The organism is Sphingomonas psychrotolerans (genome assembly GCF_002796605.1).
In the GTDB taxonomy this organism is placed as follows: Bacteria; Pseudomonadota; Alphaproteobacteria; order Sphingomonadales; family Sphingomonadaceae; genus Sphingomonas; species Sphingomonas psychrotolerans.
On sequence record NZ_CP024923.1, the window covers coordinates 4,025,575 to 4,047,455 of the forward strand.

General features: G+C 66.9%; 23 protein-coding genes. 10 read left to right on the top strand and 13 right to left on the bottom strand.

Going from position 1 to position 21,881, the window contains the following annotated elements:
* The first annotated feature begins 56 nt into the window (after positions 1-56).
* Both CVN68_RS18330 and CVN68_RS18335 read left to right on the top strand, forming a co-directional pair.
* On the top strand, positions 57-953 hold the full coding sequence (locus CVN68_RS18330; RefSeq protein WP_100283471.1) for an iron-containing redox enzyme family protein: 897 nt from the start codon (positions 57-59) through the stop codon (positions 951-953).
* A 62-nt stretch (positions 954-1,015) separates the two neighbouring features.
* On the top strand, positions 1,016-2,773 hold the full coding sequence (locus CVN68_RS18335) for a bifunctional metallophosphatase/5'-nucleotidase (RefSeq protein ID WP_100284522.1): 1,758 nt from the start codon (positions 1,016-1,018) through the stop codon (positions 2,771-2,773).
* A gap of 96 nt (positions 2,774-2,869) precedes the next feature.
* Here CVN68_RS18335 and CVN68_RS18340 read toward each other — a convergent pair whose 3' ends face one another.
* The 5 genes from CVN68_RS18340 to lgt are packed head-to-tail and all read right to left on the bottom strand — an operon-like array spanning position 2,870 to position 7,534.
* Positions 2,870-4,177, bottom strand: a complete 1,308-nt coding sequence (locus CVN68_RS18340; protein WP_100283472.1) for a cystathionine gamma-synthase family protein — start codon at positions 4,175-4,177, stop codon at positions 2,870-2,872.
* A gap of 46 nt (positions 4,178-4,223) precedes the next feature.
* Positions 4,224-4,988: a peptidoglycan editing factor PgeF gene (pgeF, locus tag CVN68_RS18345; protein ID WP_100283473.1), complete on the bottom strand. Its 765-nt coding sequence runs from the start codon at positions 4,986-4,988 to the stop codon at positions 4,224-4,226.
* Positions 4,985-5,491, bottom strand: coding sequence for a GNAT family N-acetyltransferase (locus tag CVN68_RS18350; RefSeq protein ID WP_100284523.1), 507 nt, complete (start codon positions 5,489-5,491; stop codon positions 4,985-4,987). Before CVN68_RS18350 ends, pgeF begins: the two co-directional genes overlap by 4 nt.
* Positions 5,492-5,499: 8 nt before the next feature.
* Positions 5,500-6,600: a class I SAM-dependent methyltransferase gene (locus CVN68_RS18355; protein ID WP_233503423.1), complete on the bottom strand. Its 1,101-nt coding sequence runs from the start codon at positions 6,598-6,600 to the stop codon at positions 5,500-5,502.
* Positions 6,601-6,649: 49 nt separating this feature from the next.
* Positions 6,650-7,534 (bottom strand): prolipoprotein diacylglyceryl transferase, encoded by an 885-nt coding sequence (gene lgt, locus CVN68_RS18360; RefSeq protein WP_100284525.1) that lies wholly within the window; start codon positions 7,532-7,534, stop codon positions 6,650-6,652.
* Between the two features lie 111 nt (positions 7,535-7,645).
* Between lgt and CVN68_RS18365 the strand changes: the two genes are divergently transcribed.
* The 4 genes from CVN68_RS18365 to CVN68_RS18380 all read left to right on the top strand — a co-directional run bounded on the left by CVN68_RS18365 (position 7,646) and on the right by CVN68_RS18380 (position 12,862).
* On the top strand, positions 7,646-9,886 hold the full coding sequence (locus CVN68_RS18365) for a xanthine dehydrogenase family protein molybdopterin-binding subunit (protein ID WP_100283474.1): 2,241 nt from the start codon (positions 7,646-7,648) through the stop codon (positions 9,884-9,886).
* Positions 9,883-10,890 (top strand): ferrochelatase, encoded by a 1,008-nt coding sequence (gene hemH / locus CVN68_RS18370; protein WP_100283475.1) that lies wholly within the window; start codon positions 9,883-9,885, stop codon positions 10,888-10,890. Before CVN68_RS18365 ends, hemH begins: the two co-directional genes overlap by 4 nt.
* A 36-nt stretch (positions 10,891-10,926) precedes the next feature.
* Positions 10,927-11,649, top strand: coding sequence for an acetoacetyl-CoA reductase (gene phbB / locus CVN68_RS18375; RefSeq protein ID WP_100283476.1), 723 nt, complete (start codon positions 10,927-10,929; stop codon positions 11,647-11,649).
* Positions 11,650-11,836: 187 nt separating this feature from the next.
* Positions 11,837-12,862 (top strand): esterase-like activity of phytase family protein, encoded by a 1,026-nt coding sequence (locus CVN68_RS18380; RefSeq protein WP_100283477.1) that lies wholly within the window; start codon positions 11,837-11,839, stop codon positions 12,860-12,862.
* 21 nt (positions 12,863-12,883) lie between these two features.
* On the opposite strand, the gene rpmB is transcribed toward CVN68_RS18380, so the two are convergent.
* Positions 12,884-13,183, bottom strand: coding sequence for a 50S ribosomal protein L28 (rpmB, locus tag CVN68_RS18385; RefSeq protein WP_100283478.1), 300 nt, complete (start codon positions 13,181-13,183; stop codon positions 12,884-12,886).
* Between the two features lie 161 nt (positions 13,184-13,344).
* On the opposite strand from rpmB, the gene CVN68_RS18390 reads away from it, so the two are divergent.
* The 3 genes from CVN68_RS18390 to CVN68_RS18400 all read left to right on the top strand — a co-directional run bounded on the left by CVN68_RS18390 (position 13,345) and on the right by CVN68_RS18400 (position 14,348).
* Entirely contained in the window at positions 13,345-13,641 is a 297-nt protein-coding gene (locus CVN68_RS18390) for a hypothetical protein (RefSeq protein WP_100283479.1), read from the top strand.
* A complete protein-coding gene (locus tag CVN68_RS18395; RefSeq protein WP_100283480.1) occupies positions 13,641-13,835 on the top strand; it encodes a YqaE/Pmp3 family membrane protein in 195 nt (64 codons plus the stop codon). The genes CVN68_RS18390 and CVN68_RS18395 overlap by 1 nt, the downstream gene beginning before the upstream one ends.
* An 81-nt stretch (positions 13,836-13,916) precedes the next feature.
* A complete protein-coding gene (locus CVN68_RS18400; RefSeq protein WP_100283481.1) occupies positions 13,917-14,348 on the top strand; it encodes a nucleoside deaminase in 432 nt (143 codons plus the stop codon).
* A 50-nt stretch (positions 14,349-14,398) separates the two neighbouring features.
* On the opposite strand, the gene CVN68_RS18405 is transcribed toward CVN68_RS18400, so the two are convergent.
* A complete protein-coding gene (locus CVN68_RS18405) occupies positions 14,399-15,076 on the bottom strand; it encodes an OmpA family protein (protein ID WP_100283482.1) in 678 nt (225 codons plus the stop codon).
* A 130-nt stretch (positions 15,077-15,206) separates the two neighbouring features.
* On the opposite strand from CVN68_RS18405, the gene CVN68_RS18410 reads away from it, so the two are divergent.
* Positions 15,207-16,502: a hemolysin family protein gene (locus CVN68_RS18410; RefSeq protein ID WP_100283483.1), complete on the top strand. Its 1,296-nt coding sequence runs from the start codon at positions 15,207-15,209 to the stop codon at positions 16,500-16,502.
* A gap of 22 nt (positions 16,503-16,524) precedes the next feature.
* Here CVN68_RS18410 and CVN68_RS18415 read toward each other — a convergent pair whose 3' ends face one another.
* The 6 genes from CVN68_RS18415 to CVN68_RS18440 all read right to left on the bottom strand — a co-directional run bounded on the left by CVN68_RS18415 (position 16,525) and on the right by CVN68_RS18440 (position 21,832).
* A complete protein-coding gene (locus CVN68_RS18415; RefSeq protein ID WP_100283484.1) occupies positions 16,525-17,163 on the bottom strand; it encodes a hypothetical protein in 639 nt (212 codons plus the stop codon).
* Between the two features lie 76 nt (positions 17,164-17,239).
* Positions 17,240-18,967 (bottom strand): vWA domain-containing protein, encoded by a 1,728-nt coding sequence (locus CVN68_RS18420; RefSeq protein WP_100283485.1) that lies wholly within the window; start codon positions 18,965-18,967, stop codon positions 17,240-17,242.
* Positions 18,968-19,154: 187 nt separating this feature from the next.
* Positions 19,155-20,693, bottom strand: a complete 1,539-nt coding sequence (locus tag CVN68_RS18425) for an amino acid permease (protein WP_100283486.1) — start codon at positions 20,691-20,693, stop codon at positions 19,155-19,157.
* 99 nt (positions 20,694-20,792) lie between these two features.
* Positions 20,793-21,170 (bottom strand): histidine triad nucleotide-binding protein, encoded by a 378-nt coding sequence (locus CVN68_RS18430; protein ID WP_100283487.1) that lies wholly within the window; start codon positions 21,168-21,170, stop codon positions 20,793-20,795.
* A gap of 117 nt (positions 21,171-21,287) precedes the next feature.
* The gene (locus tag CVN68_RS18435; RefSeq protein ID WP_100283488.1) at positions 21,288-21,608 is read right to left on the bottom strand and encodes a phosphoribosyl-ATP diphosphatase; all 321 of its coding nucleotides are present in this window, start codon (positions 21,606-21,608) and stop codon (positions 21,288-21,290) included.
* A gap of 32 nt (positions 21,609-21,640) precedes the next feature.
* On the bottom strand, positions 21,641-21,832 hold the full coding sequence (locus CVN68_RS18440; RefSeq protein WP_100283489.1) for a hypothetical protein: 192 nt from the start codon (positions 21,830-21,832) through the stop codon (positions 21,641-21,643).
* Between the last annotated feature and the right edge of the window lie 49 nt (positions 21,833-21,881).

The window sequence follows — 21,881 nt, forward strand, 5'->3', positions numbered from 1 at the left end:
GCGGGAACCATCGGGCGGGCCTGCCGGTTTGAATACCGGCAGGAGAGCATACCAACATGGCTACACGTCCGAGCGATTTCGCAAATGATGCGGGTTCGCAATTTCTAACCGACAGCTTTCAACGGGGCCTCGCGCACTGGAATCGCGAGCGGCTCGAGCCCGGCTTTCCCAGCCATGACTGGAGCCGGATATTCGAACGCGACATCAAGATGCAGCGGCTCGAAGGGGCTTTCCTTGAAGAGCTTCGCGCCGAAGTGGCCGACGAGGCCGCTGCGGCGCCGACCGATGTCGAGGGCTTCATCGCGTGGTTCGAAGGGTTGAAGGAGCGCGGGCCCGGGCAGGGTGACCCGCTGTTCCCGTGGCTCGCCGAAGAAGCGAACCGCGACGAATTACGCTGGTTCTTCGAGCAGGAGGCCGCGGGCGAGGCCGGGTTCGACGATCTGGTGGCGATGACGCAGGTCAAGCTGCCGGTCCGCCCCAAGCTCGAGCTCGCGCGCAATTATTGGGACGAGATGGGCCATGGCACTGCCAAGGGCATGCACGGCCCGATGCTCGATGCGCTGGTCGAGACGCTCGCAGTCGAGCCGGTGATCGAAAAGACCGTGTGGGAGAGCCTGAGCCTTGCCAATGCGATGACTGCGATGGCGACTAACCGGCGCTATGCATGGCATTCGGTCGGCGCGCTGGGTGTGGTTGAGCTGACTGCGCCGGGGCGCTCGGCGCTGGTTGCCGAAGGGCTCAAGCGTGTCGGGCTGACGCCGAAGGAAGCCCGGTACTTCACGCTCCACGCAGTGCTCGACGTCAAGCATAGCGAGGACTGGAACCGCGAGGCGATCAGGCCCGCGGTCGAAGAGGATCCGCGCCGCGCGACGGCGATGGCCGAGGGCGCGCTGATCCGGCTCAAATGCGGCGCACGCTGTTTCGAGGCGTATCGCGCGCGACTATGGGGCTGACGCTGAGCGAAATCACGCGGTAACATCTCCCCGCCACGGCGTGGCGGATGGAGGTGGTGCGGATGCGTGGTGTGATCGGGATGCTGGCGGCGACTTTGCTGGCCGGGTGTGCGGGGCGCGTCGCCGAGCCGGGTGCTGCGCCCGCAACGGCGCCAGTCTCGGTCCAGATCATCGCGTTCAACGATTTCCATGGCAATCTGGAGGCCGGCAAGCTGGCGGTGGATATACCGGGTGACGGCGGCGTCATGCGCGTGCCCGCCGGCGGCGCCGCCTATTTCGCCTCAGCGGTGGCCAAGCTGCGCGCGGGGCATCCGAATAGCGTAACCGTCTCGGCAGGCGACATGATCAGCGCAAGTCCGCTGGTCTCGTCGATGTTCCTCGACGAGCCGACGATCCACGCGATGAACCTGATCGGAGTTGATTTCAACGCCGTCGGCAATCACGAATTCGATCGCGGCCAGAAGGAACTACTCCGTCTCCAGAACGGCGGCTGCGAGAAGAACACCAAGCGCGTGCCCTGCGCGATCGAGCCGTTCGAGGGCGCGGGGTTCCGGTATCTCGCCGCCAATGTCGCCAAGGATGACGGCGGCACGCTGTTCCCCAGCTATGGCATCCGCAGCTTCGGTAAGGGCACGCGGCAGGTTCGCGTGGCGTTCATCGGCATGACGCTGAAGGGCACATCGACCTTGGTGATGGCGAGCGGCGTCGCGGGGCTGAACTTCGAGGACGAGGCGGATACCGTCAATGGGCTGGTACCCAAGCTCAAGGCCGAAGGCGCCGACGCGATCGTCGTGCTGATCCATCAGGGCGGCTACAGCAAGCTGGCCTTCGACGCGAACAGCTGTGAGGGCATGACCGGCGACATCTTGCCCGTCTTGCAGCGGCTCGATCCGCGCGTCGATCTCGTCGTCTCCGGCCATACCCACAACGCCTATGTCTGCGACTATGGCAGCGTGGATGCGACCCGGCCGCTGCTGCTGACCAGCGCGGGATATGGCGGGACTTTGCTGACCGACATCCGCCTCGATATCGATCCGGTGGCGGGCCGCGTCGTGGCGAAGCGCGCCAACAATGTGCTCGTCCAGGGCGAGGCGTTCACCGGCGCCAAAGGACCGGTGCCGATCAGCGAGCGCTATGCGCGATTCGTCCCCGAGCCGCGGGTGGCGGCTTTGGTCGCGCGCTATGCGGCGGCGACGAAAAGCTATGCCGAGCGGCCGATCGGCCGGCTGACCGCGCCGGCGCCGCGCACCGACGAGGACATGCGCGAACAAGTGCTCGGCAATCTGATCGCCGACGCCCAGCTCGCCGCGACGGCGTCGCCCGCAAATGGCGGCGCCGAGATCGCGCTGATGAACGCGGGCAGTGCCCGCGTATCGCTCACCCCGCGTGCCGACGGGACGATCACGTTCGGCGACATCTATGCCGCGCAGCCCTTCGGCAACACGCTCGTGATCAAGAGCCTGACCGGCAAACAATTGCGCGCGGTGCTCGAGCAGCAATTCGACGAAAACAAAGCGGGCGGGCGCAATTTGCTGTTGGTCTCACGCGGCTTCGGCTTCGGCTATGACCTTGGCAAGCCGGTGGGGCAGCGGGTGGTGGATCCGCGGCTGAACGGCGCGCCAATCACGGACGATCGCGTCTATCGGGTGGTGGTCAGCAACTTCCTCGCCAATGGCGGCGACGGTTTCACCACGCTGGCCGGGGGCGAGGAATTGCTGACCGGGGTGGCCGATCTCGACGCGCTCGAGGCGTATTTTGCGAGCGGGCCGGTGACGCCTCCGGCCACCGATCGCACCAAGGACCTGACACTGCGCAATTAGGTCTGCCGTGCTCCTGCGAAAGCAGGAGCCCAGAGTTACTAAGGACGTCGCTTGTGATTCTCGGTGCTCCTGCTTTCGCAGGAGCACCGAGACAATTTAGACCGCCTGCAGCGCCTCTTCGAAGTCGGCGATCAGATCGTCGGCGTCCTCGACTCCGATCGAGATGCGGACGAGGTTGTCGGTGATCCCCAACGCCTGCTTGCGCGCTTCGGGTACCGACAGATGGGTCATGCCCGCAGGGTGGCTGGCCAGCGTCTCGGTGCCGCCCAGACTGACCGCGAGCTTGGCGATCTTGAGGCTGTCGAGGAACGCGAACGCCTCCTTCTCGCCGCCCTTCAGATAGAGCGAGAAGGTCGAGCCGGCGCCGGTGCAATGGCGGTTGTAGATGTCGGCCTGGCGGCTGCCCTCTTCGAGGAAGCCGAGATAGCCGACATGCTCCACCTTGGGATGGGTGCGAAGGAATTCGCAGACCTTGACCGCATTCTCGCCCGCACGGCTCATGCGCAGTTCGAGCGTTTCGAGGCTGCGCAGCAGCATCCACGCGGTGTGGGGATCGCAGATCGTGCCGATCGTGTTGCGCATCAGCCGGATCGTGTTGATGTGCTCCTTCGAGCCGAGCACGCCGCCTGCGACCAGATCCGAATGGCCGCCGGCATATTTGGTGAGCGAATAGACGACGATGTCGGCGCCCTGCTTGAGCGGCTGCGCCCACAGCGGGCCGAGAAAGGTATTGTCGATCGCGATCGGCGGCTTGGCGCCTTTGAAGATCGCGTCGCGGCTCGCCGCGACGGCCTCGACATCGACCAATGCATTGGTCGGGTTGGCCGGCGATTCGAGATAGATCAAGGCGACGTTGCCGCTCGCGGCCCGGTTCAGCACCGCGTCGATTTCCGGGCGCGTCGCGCCGGCGGGGAAATCGAGCCAGTGCACGCCGAAGCGGCCGAGGATGCGCGCGATCAGCGTCTCGGTCGCGGCGTAGAGCGGGCCCGAATGGACGATCGTGTCGCCCGGCTTGACCATCGACAGGAACAGGGTGGCGATCGCCGACATGCCCGAAGAGAAAGCGAGCGCGTCCTCGGCGCCTTCCCAGATGCCGAGGCGATCTTCGAGGATTTCCTGATTGGGACCGTTGAAGCGCGAATAGACGAGGCCGTCCGCGCCGCCGGGCCGCTTGCCCGTGACGCCCTCGAAGTGGCGCTTGCCCGCCGCGGCGTTGGGAAAGACGAAGGTCGAGGTCAGGAAGATCGGCGGCTTGAGCGACCCTTCCGACAGCACCGGATCATAGCCATGGCCCATCATCATCGTCGACGGCTTGAGCTCGCGCCCGCCGATCTTGTCGACGCTGGCCTTGGGACGACGCCGCGCGGTGGCGCCGGTCAGCTCGGCTTCGGTTTCGTCGGTCATGGGGCTCTCCGGATTTGTTTGATCGCTCCCTAGCCGAAGGAACGTCTCAATTGATACCAATTATCGCGATCTGGCGGCCGTAATCGGGCTCGCCGCGATGCGTCGCGCGGCGGAAGCTGTAGAAACGGTTTTCGTCGTAATAAGTGTCGAGGCCGAGCACTTCGACGGTGCGGATTCCCGCTGCGGCGAGGCGATGCGCGACATAGGCTTCGAGATCGAACTGGTGGTGCCCGGACTTGCCGTCGGCGAAGAAGCGTTCGTTGGCCGGATCGGCTTCGGCGAAGCGGCGGAAAAAGCCATCGTCGACTTCATAGCTGGCGCGGGCGATGCACGGGCCGACTGCGGCGGCGATGCGCTCGCGCCTCGCTCCGAGCGTTTCCATCAGCGCGATCGTCGAATCGGTGACGCCGCCGATCGCGCCTTTCCACCCGGCATGCGCGGCGCCGACGACTCCCGCTTGCGTGTCGGCGAGCAGCACGGGCGCGCAATCGGCGGTTAGAATGCCGAGCGCCAGCCCCGGCCGGTCAGTGACCAGGGCGTCGGCGCGCGGGCGCAGCCGCTCCTCATACGGCTCGATCACGGCGACGGCGTCGGGCGAATGCACCTGGAAGAGCGTGACGAGGCGGCCGCCGGGGAGCACCGCCTCGCTGGCGCGGCGGCGATTTTCGGCGATCAGCGCCGGATCATCGGCCGAGCCGGTACCGACGTTGAGTCCGGCGAGCATGCCGGTCGAGACGCCGCCGCGCCGCCCAAGAAAGCCGTGCGCTACGCCGTCCAGCGCGCGGGCGCGGATCACTTCGACATGGCTCACAGATCCATGCTCCAGATGCGGTCGTCATCGACATGATCGCCGACACGGAATGCATTCTTGCCGATCTCGCGAAAGCCGTAGCGCGCGTAAAAGCGCTGGGCACGATGATTGTCGACATAGACGCTGAGGACGATCCGCGCGGCGCCCCGCGCGCGGGCGGTGGCGATCGCCCAGTCCATCAGCGCCTGCGCCGCGCCGCTGCCCTTGCCGCGCTCGGCGAGATAGAGCTGGTGCAATTCGATCGCGGAAGCGTCGGGCTCGATCGGCAGCGTGACAGGGCCCAGGTGGCAATAGCCGAGCAGGCCGTCATCGTCCTCGGCAACCCGAAAGGCATTGCCGGATTTCGCGAACTCGTGCGCCCATGCGGCGGGCGTGAATTGGCCGAGAAAGGCGGCGAGATCGGCGGAGCGATAGAGATGGCCGAACGTCGCGACGAAGCTTTCGCGGTACAGCGCGTCGATCTCGGGGAGGTCGGCGGGGGTGGCGTCGCGATAGCGGATCATCGTGGCGTTCATTCGAACCCCGCCGGCACCGGCCAGCCCGGGGCGGTGAGCGCGATGACCTTGAACAATTCGCCCATCTGCTCCGGGTCGATCAGCCGGTCGCGATCCATGGCGAGCGCCTCGGCGCGATCGGGCGATGCCCTGGTGAGCGCTTCGGCGCGGGGCTCGATCCCGAGCGCCTTGAGGAACGCGCCCTGCGTGACCGGGCCATGGACGATCAGTCCCTCGAGTTCGGCGGCTTCCTTGAGCGTGGCGAAATCGACATGCGCAGTGAGGTCGGCCTCGCCGGGATGTTCGAACGGATTGGCATAGGCATGGCCGCGCACTGCCTGGAGCGTGTCGCCGATCGCCGGACCTTCATAGCCATAGTCGATGATCAGCGCCGCGCCGCCCTGCGTGAGCAATCGTGCGGCAAGGTTGCGCAGGATGGCGACGCTGGCGGGCGAGGTCTCGAGGATCGATCCCGGATCGGCGTGGAGCAAGTCGCGCGGGATGATCATGTCGAAGCTGCGGTCGCCGACGACCGGCAGGAACAAAGTGTCCTGGCAGGCGACGAGCCGCTCGCGCCAGCCCTCTCCGGTGGCGACCAGCTGGCGGATCGGCAGCGCGTCGAAGAATTCGTTGGCGACGACGAGCAGCGGCGCGTCTTCCGGCAGTCCGACCAGATCGAGATGCCATTCGGCGCCCGGCACGCGCTCGGCCTGTGCGGCGCGGAGCGTGGGGCTGTTCTCGACGAGGTCGACCGGCGGTGCGAGACCCGCCCTGGCCATGGCGCGGAGCGCATCGGCGGCAAGCGTGCCGCGTCCCGGCCCGAGTTCGACATAGCGCGCGGCCGGCCGCCCAGCGCGATCCCAGAGATCGGCGAGCCACAGCCCGATCAGCTCGCCGAACATCTGGCTGATCTCGGGCGCGGTGGTGAAGTCGCCGCGGCTGCCCAGCGGATCGCGCGTCGCATAATAATGCGTATTGGCCGCGCCCATATATTGCGAGAGCGGGATCGGCCCGGCGAGGGTGATCGCGCGGGACAGGCGTTCGGCGAGCAGCGGCGCGGCGGCGTTTTCGATGCGCTCGGCGGACGAAGCTGCGAGGGGATGATCGGGATTGGTCACACTATGTCCCTAACGCGTCGCATCCGTGCCGTCATCCCGGCGCCAGGGCTCAGGCGACGCTTTCGGATCCGGCGATCGGCTCGACGCGCTGGCGGCGGCCCTTGGCGGTGGCGATCAGATAGATGCCCCCCACGATCATCGGAATGCACAGCCACTGGCCCATGTGCAGCCCGGTGGCGTCGACCAGCCAGACGAGCTGTGCGTCGGGCTCACGGAAGAACTCGACGAAGAAGCGGCACAGGCCATAGCCGAGCACGAAGATGCCGACGAGCTTGCCGGGCTGATAGCGCGAATCGGTCCGCCAGAAGAAGAACCAGAGCACTACGAAGAGCAGCACGCCCTCGAGCCCCGCTTCGTAGAGCTGGCTGGGGTGACGGGCGGGTTCGGGCAGGCCGGTCTCGACGGTATTGCGGAAGACGACCGACCAGGGGAGGTCCGCCGGCTTGCCCCACAATTCGCCGTTCACGAAATTGGCGAGGCGGCCGAAGAACAGACCGAACGGCGCGACGCAGGCGACATAATCGTGGATTCGCAGCCAGCTCAGCCCCTGGCGCCGCGCGAGCAGGAGGATCGCGACGGTCGTGCCGATCACCCCGCCATGGAACGACATGCCGCCATCCCACAGCCGGATGATCTGCGACGGCGCTTCGACGATCATGTTGGGCGCGTAGAACAGGACATAACCGAGCCGGCCGCCGAGGATGATGCCGAGCGTCGCATAGAAGACCAGATCGTCGGCGTGGCGTCGCGCCATCGGGGCGCCGGGCTGGGCGAGCAGCTTGAGCAGATACCACCAGCCGATCAGGATGCCGGCGATATAGGCCAGCGAATACCATTTGATCTGGAAGAAGCCGAGATTGACCGCGACCGGGCTCAGCCCGAGATCCTTGAACTGGATATGATCGCTGGCGGCGGCGAGAAGGTGGAGCAGCACGGTCTTGTCGTTCCCCGGCAATCGTTCGTCGGCCTGCGATAGAGCAGCCGTGCGGTAAACCCAAGACCGCAATGGCTGGCGTAGGCGCAAGCCCCGCGATAGAGCAATGCGATGGCCCGGGACCCCAGCGCGCGCATCAGGCTCGATCGGCGGACGCTGCTGATCGGCGGCGGCGCCGGCATCGGGCTGGTCGTGGCGTGGGCGGCATGGCCGCGCACCTGGCTTCCCAATTTGACCGCGGCGCCCGGCGAAAGTCTGTTCGGCGCGTGGCTCAAGATCGGCAGCGACGGGCATGTTTCGGTCGCGGTGCCGCAATGCGAGGAAGGGCAGGGAGTCTATACCGCCTTCCCGCAGATCATCGCCGACGAGCTCGGTGCCGACTGGAAGATGGTTGGAGTCGAGCCCGCGCCACTCAATCCGCTTTATGCCAACCAACTGGCGGCGGAAGAATTGTTCGAGGCGGCGCTGGGCGAGCTCCCCGACGCGCTCCGTGCGAGCTATGTCCGGCGAACCGGGCTGTTGCTGACCGGCGCCTCGACGTCGGTGCGCAATTTCGAAGGCGAGCTGCGCCGCGCCGGCGCGGCCGCGCGCGCATTGCTGTGCAAGGCGGCGGCGAAGCGCTGGGGCGTCGACTGGCAGGCGTGCGGGACGTTCAACCACCTTGTCTTCCAGGGCAATCATAAGCTCGGCTTCGGCGCGCTCGCGGCCGAGGCGGCGGAGCAGAGCCTTCCCGACACCGTGCCGCCGCGCGTGGGCGACGAGGCGCGGCTCTATGGCCAGCCGCTGCCGCGGCTCGATGCGCCGCCCAAGGTCGACGGCAGCGCCTTGTTCGCGGCCGATATCCGGCTGGCCGACATGGTCTATGCCTCGATCCGGCAGGGGCCGGTGGGCGAGACCGGGCTGGCGCGCATCGACCGTGCCGCCGCCGACAAGATTCCCGGCATGCTCGCGGTCGTCACCACCGACGACTGGGTGGCCACCGTCGCGAACAATAGTTGGGCGGCCGATCGTGCGCTCGATTCGATGCGGCCGCGCTTCCGCACCCCCGAGCCAGTGGTCAACAGCGACTCGATCGAGCAGGCGTTGAGCGCGGCGTTCGACGGCGCGGGATCGCGCATCGCCGCGGCGGGCGATCTCGCAGCGCAGTTCCGCGGCGCGCAGCTGGTCGCGGCCGAATATCGCGTCGGGCTGGCGCTTCATGCCTCGCTCGAGCCGATGACTGCCACGGCGGTGTTTCGCGACGGGCGGGTGACCTTGTGGCTGCCGACCCAGGCGCCCGGGCTCGCGCGCGCTGCCGCGGCGCGCGCGGCGGGGGTCGCCGAGAACGACGTGATCCTCCACCCGACCATGGCCGGGGGCTCGTTCGGCGCGAAGCTCGAAACCGACGTCGCGGCGCAGGCGGCGTTGCTGGCAGTGAAGATCGGTCGGCCGGTCCAGCTGACCTGGCCGCGCGGCGAGGATTTCCGGCGCGATCGCTTCCGTCCCGCCGCGGCGGGACGGATGAGTGCACGGCTCGACCCGCAGCGCCGGCTGACCGGCTGGCTCGCCAAGATCGCCGCGCCGGCGAGCGGACGCGAGCTTGCACAACGCTTGCTTCACGGCGATGCGCTGCCGGCCGCGGCGCTGGCGCTGGGCGGGGGCGATGCGAGCGCAGTGGCGGGTGCGGTGCCGCCTTATACGATCCCCAATTTCGCAGTTGACTACCATCCCGCGACGATCGGCGTGCCGACCGGCTATTGGCGCTCGGGCGCGCATAGCTACACCTGCTTCTTCACCGAGAGCTTCCTCGACGAACTCGCGCACGTCGCCGGGCAGGACGCCTTGTCGTTCCGAATGGCGATGCTGGGCCAGCAGCCGCGGCTTGCGCGCTGCCTGCAAGTCGTGGCGCAATTGGGCGGCTGGCAGGGCGGCCAGCCGGGGAGCGGGCAGGGGATCGCCTGCCACAGCTTCCGCGGATCGCACATCGCGGTGCTCGCCGAGGCACAGTTGACCAGCGATCGGCGAGTCAAGGTCGAGCGGCTGGTCGCCGCAGTCGATTGCGGACGGATGGTGAATCCCGATCTGGTGATGCAGCAGATCGAGGGCGGATTGTTGTTCGGGCTCGCGGGCGCGGTGGGTTGCTCGACCGGGTTCACCGAGAATGTCGCCGACGTTCGCGAGATTTCCGAGCTGCGCCTGCCGACGCTCGCCGACTGCCCCGACATCACCGTCGAGCTGATCCGCAGCGGCGCCGAGCCGGGTGGGGCGAGCGAGCTGGCGGTGCCGCCGGTCGCCCCGGCGATCGCCAATGCGTTGCAGGCTGCTACAGGCGTGCGCTTCCGCCGCCTGCCTCTGTTATCGGACATCGAATGACTCCCCCCGGCGACCATCCGACGATCCCGACCCGCAAGGTCGGATTGCTCCTCGTCAACCTTGGCACGCCCGATGCGGCGGAGGCGGGCGCGGTGCGGCGCTATCTGGCCGAATTCCTGTCCGATCCGCGCGTGATCGAGATTCCGCGCTTCGTGTGGAAGCCGATCCTGCACGGCATCATCCTGCGCACCCGGCCTGCGAAGTCCGCACATGCCTATAAGCAGGTCTGGCGCGAGGACGGATCCCCGCTCGCCGCGATCACCCGCGAGCAGGCGGCGGCGCTGCAGGGTGCGTTCGGGCCGGACGTGATCGTCGATTATGCGATGCGTTATGGGCGCCCGGCGCTCGGCGACCGGCTGCGCGCGCTCAAGGCGGCGGGGTGCGAGCGCATCCTGATCGCGCCGCTCTACCCGCAATATTGCGCGGCGACGACCGCGACCGCCAACGACGCGGCATTTGCGGCGCTGGCGCAGATGCGCTGGCAGCCGGCACTGCGCACCCTGCCGCCGTATCATGACGATCCGGCTTATATCGATGCGCTGAAGACCTCGGTGGAGGCGTCGCTGGCCGCGCTTGATTTCGAGCCACAGGCGATTCTCGCCAGCTTCCACGGCATGCCGCAGCGGACGCTGGAGCTCGGCGACCCCTATCACTGCCACTGCCAGAAGACCGCGCGGCTGCTGAGCGAGGCTCTGGGGCGGGAGCTGACGATCACTTTCCAGTCGCGGTTCGGCCGCGCCAAATGGCTCGAGCCGGCGACTGATACGGTGTTGGCGGGGCTTCCGGCGAAGGGCATCACCCGGATCGCACTCGTCGCCCCGGGCTTCTCGGCGGACTGCGTCGAGACGCTCGAGGAGCTTTCGATCCGCGGCCGCGAGACCTTTGTCGCCGCCGGCGGCACCGATTTCGCGGCTTTGCCTTGTCTCAATGCAAGCCATGTCGGCGTGGCGATGCTCAAGAAGATATTGGCGCGGGAACTTGCGGGCTGGGCAGACGCTGCCTAGCGTTGCGTAACGAAAACGAAGAGAGGATGGCAGCTAATGGCACGCGTAGCGATCGTGACGGGTGGAACGCGCGGAATCGGCGAGGCGATCAGCCTTGCGCTGAAGGACGCGGGCATGACGGTCGCGGCCAACTATGCCGGCAACGACGAGAAGGCCCGGGCCTTCACCGAGCGCACCGGCATCAAGGCCTATAGATGGGACGTCGGCGATTTCGACGCCTGCGCCGCGGGCGTGGCGCAGGTCGAGGCCGAGCTCGGTCCGGTCGACGTGGTGGTCAACAATGCCGGGGTCACCCGCGACGGCACGATTCTCAAGATGAGCCGCGATATGTGGGAGGACGTGATCCGCATCAATCTGGGCGGCTGCTTCAACATGGCGCACGCGACCTTCCCCGGCATGCGCAGCCGCAAATGGGGCCGGATCGTCAATATCGGCTCGATCAACGGGCAGTCCGGGCAATATGGCCAGGTCAACTATGCCGCGGCCAAATCGGGCATTCACGGCTTCACCAAGGCGCTGGCGCAGGAAGGCGCGCGCGCCGGCGTGACAGTCAACGCGATCGCGCCGGGCTATATTGATACTGACATGGTCGCCGCGGTGCCGCCCGAGGTGCTCGAGAAGATCGTCGCCAAAATCCCGGTCGGCCGGCTCGGCCAGGCGAGCGAAATCGCGCGCGGCGTGGCGTTCCTGTGTTCGGAGGAAGCGGGCTTCGTGACCGGGTCGACTCTGTCGATCAATGGCGGGCAGCACATGTACTGACAGGAAATGGGCCGGCTCCGCGAGGAGCCGGCCCCCCGGTCCTCGATACGCTACGCGAGGACCTCGATACGCAAACTACCTTGCTGCCTATAGCCGTCACTCCTTGGCATTGGCTGAACGCACTTGTTATCCGAGGTTCATCTTCCGCGGGGCTGGCTCGTTCAGGCCGAACGGCTATGGCGGACCAATGCGTTTCGCCGTTCCGCTCTCGTCGCTCCTGATGCTGTCGGTCACCGCCTCGGGGATCGAGCCGCGCCAGATCCTCGGCGACCGGCCGAAGATGATCGCCACGCCGGTGCCGCTCGACCCTTCCGATCCCGCCCGGACAAGGCTGGGAGCGCTCATTTGGCTCGGCGGGCTGAATCTGCGAAGCGACGATCCGGCGTTTGGCGGCTTTTCGGCGATGCGTGTGGTGGGAGACAGGTTCACCCTGCTGAGCGACGGCGGCAATCTCGTCACGTTCCGCATGGGCGCGGATCTGCGCCCGCGTGAATTGCGCTTCGCCGATCTGCCCGGGCCGGGTACCGGCGCGATCAAGCGACACCGCGATTCCGAATCGCTGGCCTGGGACCCGGCGACCGGGCGGGCGTGGATCGGCTTCGAGAACCGCAATGCGATCTGGCGCTATGATTCGAGCCTGACCCGCGCCGAGCGGAGCGTTCAGCCGGCGGCGATGGCCGACTGGTCGATCGCCGGTGGCGCCGAGGCGATGGTGCGGCTGCGCAGCGGCGAATTCCTCGTGATCAGCGAGACGGCGCGGCCGCGGGGCCGGCCCGACGCCCGGATCGTATTGCGCTTTGCCGGGGATCCGACCGAAAGGGTGCGGGCGCCTGAACGCCTCGCTTACGTGCCACCGGCGAATTATGACCCGACCGACATGGCCGAGCTCCCCGATGGGCGGCTGCTGGTGCTCAATCGCCGGCTCACACTGTCCGGATTGTTCACTGCCAAACTGGTGTTGATCGACATGCGCGGACTGCGCGCCGGGACGGTGGCGCGCGGCGTCGAGCTGGCGACGTTCCAACGCCCGGTGCAGCACGACAATTTCGAGGCGCTGGCGGTCACCCGCGAAGGCGCGGACACGATCGTGTGGATCGCGTCGGACGACAATGGCGAGATCTGGGAGCAGTCGCTGCTGCTCAAGTTCCGGCTGGACCTGAAGGCTAACCCCGGACAAGCGAAAAGCCCGCCCCCCGCGAAGGGAACGGGCTGACGCCAATCCGCAAAAGACTGGTTAGGCCGCGGTCTTCTCGGCAGTCGACGCCTTGCGCACTTCGCGCTTCAGGCGACGAGCGCGCAGCGACAGATCGTCTTCGCTGGTCTTGAGCAGCCAATTGTCGAGACCGCCGACATGCTCGACCGAACGCAGGCCGTGCGTCGAGACACGCAGACGGATGCTGCGGCCCAGCGAATCCGAGATCAGCGTGACATTCTGCAAATTGGGCAGAAAAGTCCGCTTGGTCTTGTTGTTGGCGTGGGAGACGTTGTGTCCCACCTGCCGGCCCTTGCCGGTCAGCTCGCAAATGCGCGACATCGCTTTAAATCCTGGTTCTTGGCATAAGCCGGAAAGGCCGCGCCGATAGCGGTAATGGCCGGGTGCGTCAACCGATTCGCCGATCAAAGCGCCAGCCGACGCAACCCACTTGGCGCTTGCGGCGTTATTACGCAAACGATTCGATCAGGGAGATTAAGGCAATGCGTGCAATCCTCGTGCTGATCGGGCTGATCGCCCTTGGCGTGGTAGCAGCGATGGCGACGGGCATGCTGCGGTTCAACCAGCAGCAAGGCGCGAGCCTGCCGACGGTGACCCTGCAGTCCGAAGGCGGCCAGCTGCCCAAATATAGCGCGGAGACGGGCAGCGTCGGGATCGGCAATACCGCGAGGACCGTCGAGGTGCCCACCGTGGAGATGAAGAAGGCGACCGTGGTTCTCCCGACGATCGACGTGAAACAGGCGCCGGGCACGCCCGCGCCCACGCCCGCCGCGAAATAATGCAGGCCGGGCGAATCGTTGCCGCAGTGCTGCTGCCGCCGTTGGGCGTGTACCTCGCGCGGGGGCCGGGGCGGGACTTCCTGATTGCGTGCGGGCTGACCGTGCTGGGATTTTTGCCGGGCGTTGCATTCGCGCTGTGGGCGGTGCTGCGTCATAGCCGATCGGATGCGCCGACGACTGCGGCTACTGCATAGTCATTGCCCCGGTCGAAGTGCCGGGGTGACGAAGAGGGTCAGGGGCAGTAGTCCACCGTCATGTTCCCCCTCCCCCAACCGATGCGCGCCGCGTTGGATGCTGCCCGCGAGGCCGCACAGGCGGGGGAAGTGCCGGTCGGCGCGGTAGTGATGCACGAGGGCAAGGCGATCGCCACAGCCGCCAACGCCCCGCGCAGGCTCCACGACCCCACCGCGCATGCGGAAATCCTCGCGATTCGCGAGGCGGCGCGCATCCTTGGTCATGAACGGCTCGAGGATTGCGACTTGTGGGTGACGCTGGAGCCTTGCGCTATGTGCGCAGGGGCGATCGCGCATGCCCGGATCGCGCGGCTCTTTTACGGCGCCAGCGATCCCAAGGGCGGCGCGGTCGAGCATGGTCCGCGCTTCTTCGGTCAGCCGACCTGCCATCACCGCCCCGAAATCTATTCCGGGATCGGTGAGGCCGAGGCGGGGGCGTTGCTGCGCGATTTTTTCAGGAAGCGTCGCACCTAGCCATCCAGTGCTCCTGCTTTCGCAGGAGCACTATCGTTCGAGCGAACGGCTTACCCGACGTCCTGCCGGGTGATCGGCACCAGCTTGATCTCGACGCGGCGATTGGCGGCCTTGCCTTCTTCGCTGTCGTTGCTGGCGATCGGCTGGGTCTCGCCGAAACCGCGGGTGCCGAGCCGCGCGCTCTGCACGCCCCGGCCGGTCAGATAGTCGGCGACCGCGGTGGCGCGGCGCTGCGACAGGCTGAGATTATAGCTGTCGCTGCCGGTTGAATCGGTGTGGCCGTACACGTCGATATAGGTCTGGTTATACTGCCTGAGCACGTCGGCAACCTGATCGAGCGTGGCGCGGAACTGCGGCTGGACGCTCGATTCGTTGGTGGCGAAAGTGACGTTCGATGGCATGTTGAGCACCAGATCGTCGCCCTGGCGGATCACCCGGATATCGGTGCCGGCGGTGCGGCGGCGCAGCTCCTGCTCCTGCCGGTCCATATAGGCGCCGATGCCCGCTCCGGCGAGGCCGCCGATGCCGGCGCCGACGATCTTCTCCGTCCGGTCGTTGCGGCCGCCGACTAGATCGCCGAGCAGATAGCCGCCGACCACGCCCGCGCCCGCGCCGATCGCCGCTCGCGAGACGCGGCGTTCGCCGGTGACCGGATCGGTGACGCAGGCTGCGGTGAGCGTGGTGGCGGCGAGCGCTGTGGCGATCAGCGTCTTGCGAGTGATGGACATAGGGGGTTCCTCTTGTGATTCCGTGGCCGGAAAACCCGCCGCAGCCGCGCCTTGTTCCGCCTGCGCATCGAAGCTTCGTGAAGAGGCGGTTGTGAAGCGCGGCCCAGTGCGGATATGGAGGGCACACATCATGCCCGCTCCCTTTCCCTGGATCGACGTCGCGATCATCCTCGTGTTGATCGCGATCAACGGTGTCTTCTCGATGTCGGAGCTGGCGATCGTCTCCGCGCGCCCCGCCCGGCTCGAGGCGCTGGCGCGCACCAACCGCGGCGCCGCGACTGCGATTCGGCTCGCCGCCGATCCCGGCAAATTCCTCTCGACCGTGCAGATCGGCATCACCCTGATCGGCATCATCGCCGGCGCTTATTCGGGCACCAGCCTCGGCACGCCGGTGGCGCAGCGCATCGAGGGGCTGGGGCTAGACCCTGAGACCGCGCGCACGGTGGGGATCACGCTGGTGATCGCCGTGACCACTTATGCCTCGCTGGTCGTCGGCGAGCTGGTACCCAAGCAATTCGCGCTGCGCTCGCCCGAGCCGATCGCCGCTGTGATGGCGATCCCGATGCTGTGGCTCAGCCGGATCACTGCGCCGATCGTGTGGCTGCTCGACAAATCGAGCGCGCTGATCTTCCGCATCATCGGCCTCAAGCGCGAATCGGAAAACCGCGTCACCGTCGAGGAACTCCATCTGATCGTCGCCGAGGCATCGCGGTCCGGCGTGATCGAGGAGCATGAGCGCTCGATCATCTCGGGCGTCGTCCGCCTCGCCGACCGACCGGTGCGCGAAGTGATGACGCCGCGCACCGATGTCGACTGGCTCGACGTCGATCTCGACGCGGCCGGAATCCGCGATGCGCTGCTCGCCACGCCGCATACCCGGCTGCCGGTGGCCGAAGGTTCGGTCGATTCGGTGATCGGCGTCGTCCAGGCGCGCGACATCGCCGCGGCTTTGTTTCGCGGCGAGACGCTCGACCTGCGGCGGCTGATGCGCCCTGCGCCGGTGTTACCCGACCAGGTCGACGCGATGGACGCGCTGGGTGCGCTGCGCCGCGCCGAGGTGCCGATGGGGCTGGTCCATGACGAATATGGCCATTTCGAAGGGATCGTGACGCCCGCCAATCTGCTCGCGGCGATCGCGGGGGATTTCGCGTCCGACGCCGAGCCGGGCGATACGCCGAGCCTGGTGGTGCGCGAGGACGGATCCTTATTGGTCTCGGGCCAGATGCCGGCCGACGCACTCGCCGAGCGGCTGGGCATCGATCTGCCCGAGGACCGCGATTATGCGACGGTCGCGGGGCTGGCGCTGGCGGTGCTCAAACATCTGCCCGAAGAGGGGGAGCTGTTCACCGAGCAGGGCTGGCGCTTCGAGATCGTCGACATGGACGGGCGCAAGATCGACAAGCTGCTGGTGCGGCAGGCCGGCTAATTTCCTCCCTCGCGAAGCGGGGTCAGAGCTTGCCGAACACTGCTTCATAACCTGCCTGATCGCCGCGGGCGAGGAAGCCGGCTTGCTCGATCCAGCGATCACGGTGGATGCGGCCCTGGAACGTTCCGAGCTGTGCGTCGAGCGCTTCGGCCTCGGCGGGGCTGAGTGCGGCGATCCGGGCGAAGCTGGTGACGCCCAGCGCGTTCAGCCGTTCGGCGAGCTTGGGGCCGACTCCCTTCATCCGGGTGAGGTCGTCGGCACTCGACGGCGCGGGCGCTGGATCCGATGCAGCGAGCGCGGCAGGCGAAGCATCGAGCGGCGCGGCGGCGGCGATCGGCTCGTCGGCGAGCGGTGCCGGTTCGGGATCGGGTTGAGGCGCGGTGGCCACCACCGGCGTGTCGGCGATCGGTGGCGGTGAGGGAGCGACGGGCGGGGCCGCGACCGGGCGCACCGGTGGAGCGGGTTCGCTCGATTGGTGCACTTCACCGCGCGCCTCGAGCTGCTGACGTGCCTGCTGGCGTCGTTTAGCGAGCCGGGTGCCCCAGGCAAGGACGAACAAGGCCGCGAGGATACCGACGCCGATCAGCACGAAAGACAAAGTGAGCCACACCGGCGCCCCGTCGTATAACGCGCCGCCCGTCTGCCAAGCCGTATCGTTCATCCAATTCGCTCCCGACGCCATGCAGTCACGCGCATTCTCAACTGCATAGCGCCGGATTCCGCAGCGTCCAGCCGGGTCATTCGGCCGAGGCGACCGAACCCTTGCCGCTATCGGCCAGGCGCACCAGCCGCGCGAACTCGCTGCGCCAGTAATTGTCGGAGGCGCCTGCCAGCGCGCCGATGTCGCGATAGCCATAGCCGTTCAGATATTTGTCGCCGCGCAGCCGCTGGCCGAACGCCGCGACCGATGTGACGAAGGCCATGTCGCCGCGGGGCGCCTGCGCGGTGCGCAGCAGCCCGGCCGAGACGGGGCGCGCGATCAGCCGCGAGGCCGCTTCGCCGGGCAATTTGTAGCGAAGCTTCACATGCGCGAACTCGTCGCCCGTCGCGGGCGCGGGGGCAGGGCGATTGCCCTCGTAGCGACGCGCGGAAATCCAGCCTGCGGCGCCGGCGGGGACGACTTCGTACAAGGCAGTCACCTGATGTCCCGCGCCGATATCGCCGGCATCGACGCTGTCATTGGCGAAATCCTCCTCGGCGAGCGCGCGATTCTCATAGCCGATCAGGCGATATTGGCTGACCTGCGCCGGGTTGAACTCGACCTGGACCTTGACGTCCTTGGCGATGGTGAAGAGCGTCGCCCCGAGTTCGTCGTCGAGTACCTTCTGCGCTTCCATCGCGCTGTCGATATAGGCGTAGTTGCCATTGCCGACATCGGCGATGCGCTCCATCATCGCTTCGTTGTAATTGCCGGTGCCGAAGCCAAGGGTGGTGAGCGTGATGCCGTCGTCGCGGTTCTTTTTGACGAGATCCTCGAGCACTTTGTTGTCGTTGATCCCGACATTGAAATCGCCGTCGGTGGCGAGGAAGATGCGATTGATCCCACCCTCCAGATAGTTGGCCCGTGCGACCGAATAGGCCAGCTTGATGCCGTCGCCGCCCGCAGTGGATCCGCCCGCGTCGAGGCATTCGAGCGCGGCCTTCACATATTCCTTCTTGTGGGTGGGTTCGAGCACCACGCCCGCGGCGCCGGCATAAACGACGATCGATACCCGGTCCTTCACCGTCAGCTGATCGGCGAGCATCGTCAGCGCCTTCTTCACCAGCGGCAATTTGTCCTGGCTCGACATCGAGCCGGAGACGTCGACGAGGAAGACCAGATTGGCGGGCGGGCGGCCTTTCGCGCTCACGTCATAGCCGCGCAGGCCAATGCGGAGCAGCCGCGTGTCGGGGTTCCACGGTGTGGACGCGACGTCGGTCGTGATGCTGAACGGTGCCTCACGCGAGTCGGGGCGCGGATAATCGTAGCGGAAATAGTTGATCATCTCCTCGGTGCGCACTGCCGCGGCGGGCACGTCCTCCCCCTGGGTCAGGAAGCGGCGGACATTGGCATAGGCGCCGGTGTCGACATCGACCGAGAAAGTGGAGACGGGGTTGGCGAGGACCTGCTGGATCGATGCGACTTCCTTGCCGTCATAGCGTTCGCTGTTGCCGGGCGCGCCGTAGGGGGCGGTTCGCACGGCCATGCCCGTGGCCCGTTTCATCGCTTGTCCGGTGACGCGCATCTCGGCCGTCGGCGGGGCGATGCTGAGTAGCGGTGGCGGGGGTGCGGAAGGCGCATAAGCCGGCGGCGGCGCATAGCCTGGCGCGGGCAGTGCCTCGGGCTGGCCGCGCTCGCGAACGCAGCGTACCGGTGAATGCCGATCCTGCGCGACGGTGGGCGGGGACGCCTTGAGGGGCGGGGGCGGCGCGGCGGAACTGATCAGGATGGCGGAACAACCGAGCATCAACGCGGAACGCGGCATGTGACTCTCCCCAGTGGTTGCCGGCCGCTTGCGGGCCGTCCGGGGAGTTGTTGCGCCTCTGGGATGACCCCCGGATGAACGGTAATGATATTCTATATCATTACTGACGCAAGCTGCTTTTCGGGAGGGATGTAAATGAAAAAGGCCGGAGGATCGCTCCTCCGGCCCCTTCAGGTCCGTGCCCGGCTCACTTCGTGCCCGGCACCGGCGGATCGAGTTCCTCATAGGCCTCGTGCTCGTGCACTTCGGTGAGACCGCGGCCCACATGGCTCTTGCGCCGGCTATAGGCGAAATACACCACGAGACCGATTGCCGCCCAGATTAGGAACATCATCTTGGTGTCGTAGCCGAGGCTGTAGAACAGATAGACGCAGCCGAGGATCGCGAACGGCGCAGTGAGCCAGATCAGCGGCGTGCGGAACGGGCGATGCCGCGTGGCATCGGTGCGGCGCAACACCAGTACCGCGATCGACACCGCGGCAAAGGCGAACAAGGTGCCCGAGTTGGAGATGTCGGCCAGCTTGCCGACCGGGAAGAAGGCCGCGAACAAGGCCACGAAGACGCCCGTCAGGATGGTGATGACGTGCGGGGTGTGGAACTTCGGATGAACCTTGGAGAAGACCGCGGGAAGCAGGCCGTCGCGGCTCATCACGAAGAAGATGCGGGTCTGGCCGAACATCATCATCAGGATGACCGAAGGCAGGGCCAGGCCGGCGGCGAGGCCGATCAGATTGCCGATCTGTGGCCAGCCGATTTCGCGCAGCGTCCAGGCCAGAGCTTCCTTCGAGCAGACCACCGCGTCGCGGCCGGTGGCGGCGATGTTGTCGGCGCACGCTTTGGTCAGCTCGACGCTGCCCGGGGCAAGCGCCGCGCCGTCGGGGCCCAGCATCGGCTGCGCGCCGACGCTGCCGATGACGCCGGCGGCGACGAGCAGGTAGAAGATCGTGCAGATGGCGAGGCTGCCGATCAGGCCGATCGGCATGTTGCGCTGCGGGTTCTTGGTTTCCTCGGCCGCGGTCGAGACCGCGTCGAAGCCGACATAAGCGAAGAAGATCGACGCCGCCGCCGCCGAAACGCCGGCGAAGCCGAGCGGCGAGAAGGGCTCGAAATTCTGCATGTTCATCACCGGCACGGCGAGGATGATGAACAGCGTCAGCGCGGCAACCTTGATCAGCACGAGGATCGAATTGACGAATGCGCTTTCCTTGGTACCGATCACCAGCAGCCAGGTGACGAGGCCGGCGATCGCCATTGCGGGCAGATTGACGAGGCCGCCGTCATAGGGTCCGCGCACCAGCATGTCGGGGATGTCGATCGAGAAGGCGTTCTCGAGCAGCCCGACCACATAGCCGGACCATCCCACCGACACCGCGCCCGCGGCGACGGCATATTCGAGGATCAGTGCCCAGCCGACCATCCAGGCGACCAGTTCGCCCATCACCGCATAGCTATAGGTATAAGCAGAGCCCGAAACCGGCACCATTGCCGCCATTTCCGCATAGCAGAGCGCGGCGACCGCGCAGACGAAGCCCGCGATCACGAACGCCAGCATCATGCCGGGACCGGCCTTCTGCGCCGCTTCCGCGGTCAGCACGAAGATACCGGTGCCGATCACTGCGCCGATGCCCAGCATGGTGAGCTGGAAGGCGCCGAGCGAGCGATGCAGCGCTTTCTTTTCGGCTGTCGCCAGAATGGCGTCGAGTGATTTTACGCGCCCGAATATCATTGAGTGGTCCCCTTCGCGGCGCCGGTTCGCGCCGCCCCGAAATTGAAAGGCGCGAGCCTAGCCGCAAAACCGGGTGGCGCAATCCCTTAGTGCGGCGGTTCAGCGTACCAGCATCGGCCCCAGCGGACGTCCCGCAAAGATATGGACATGGAGGTGCGGCACCTCCTGATGCGCGTCCTGCCCGATATTGGCGAGCAGCCGGTAACCGGGCTCGACCATCCCCGCGTCGCGCGCGACCTGCCCGACGGCGCGGACGAAGCCGGCTATCTCCGCATCCGAACCCTTGGCGGCGAAATCGTCCCAGCTGACATAGGCCCCTTTGGGGATCACGAGGATGTGCCGCGGCGCCTGCGGATTGATGTCGTGAAAGGCGAGGGCGTGGGCATCCTCATAGACCTTGTTCGATGGGATCTCGCCGCGCAGGATCTTGGCGAAGATGTTGTCCGGATCATAGGGCCGGGCGGCGTCGATGGGCATTTCGGTTCTCCTCTGCTTCTGGACATACCAAACCGTCATCCCGGCGAAAGCCGGGACCCAGAGCCGCAGGCCGAACAGCAGAGAAACTCTGGGCCCCGGTCTTCGCCGGGGTGACGCTCATTGCGTGGGCCGGCTGGCCTTTTCGTCGATCCCGGACACGCCTTCGCGGCGGGCGAGTTCGGCGCGGACGTCGTCGAGGCTCAGCCCGGCATCGGCGAGCAGCACCGCGAGGTGGAAGAGCAGGTCGGCGGCTTCGCTGGTCAGCGCAGCCTTGTCATCCTGGATCGCGGCGATCACGGTTTCGACCGCTTCCTCGCCGAGCTTCTGCGCGATCTTGGCACGACCCTTCGCGGTCAGCCGGGCGACATAGGAGCTTGCCGGGTCGCCGGTGCGGCGTTCGCGGATCACGGCTTCAAGCGCGTCGAGAGTATCTGCCATGCTGCTCCGGCTGCGGGAGAGGCGCGCGGCTGTCAATCCTTGGGCGTGTCGCGGCGGAAGCGCGCGCGCAGCCGATTGCGCACGAACCACACGCCGAACGCCGCGCAGGCGAACAAGGCGATGTCGGAGAGCTCGGGCATCGAGCGCGTGCCGACGACACCGCTGTGCGGTGCCGCAGCGAGGGCGGGGGCGGCGATCAGCAGGGCGATGGCGATGCGGAGCATGCGGAGGGTGTAGCGGCTGCAGGGTTGGGGAAGGGTTAAGCGGGGCGCG